The sequence below is a fragment of the Anaerotignum faecicola genome, assembly GCA_024460105.1.
In the GTDB taxonomy this organism is placed as follows: Bacteria; Bacillota; Clostridia; order Lachnospirales; family Anaerotignaceae; genus JANFXS01.
Genome location: JANFXS010000327.1, coordinates 1 through 438 on the forward strand (window position 1 = coordinate 1; position 438 = coordinate 438).

Below are 438 nucleotides of genomic sequence, written 5' to 3' on the forward strand. Positions count from 1 at the left end.
TACGTTTTCCGTATACCGCTTTCCAGCCTCCACAAAGAAACTGTCATAGTCTGCCCCCGGTTCATCACCACTAAAAACCCCTTTCCAGCTGGGTGTCAACCAGACTGTAAGTTCCATACGTTCCCCCGAAACAGCAGCCTTAGTCGTTTCTTCCGCCTTAGATTCCTCTGCAGCTGACTTTGAAGGCTCTGGTGCCACAGTTGTGGGGGACGTAGCTGATCCACTGCATGCGGCCAGCGACAACACCATTGATGATGCCATCATAATTGATAATGCCTTTTTCATAGAAATATTTCCTCCTTTTATTTATATCTCAGCCCCATAATTGGGCCTGAATATCACTTGTAAATCATTCCTTTACAGCTCCCATGGTAATTCCTTTCGTAAAATAACGCTGGAAAAAAATAAATATCAACAGCATTGGCAGGCTTGCAACAG

Annotated in this window: 1 protein-coding gene; it reads right to left on the bottom strand. The window is 45.0% G+C overall.

Translation table 11 applies throughout. The features are described 5' to 3' along the window. A partial coding sequence (locus NE664_14210) for a hypothetical protein (GenBank protein ID MCQ4727789.1) occupies nt 1–285 on the bottom strand: 285 nt, incomplete at its 3' end. Nucleotides 286–438 lie beyond the last annotated feature (153 nt).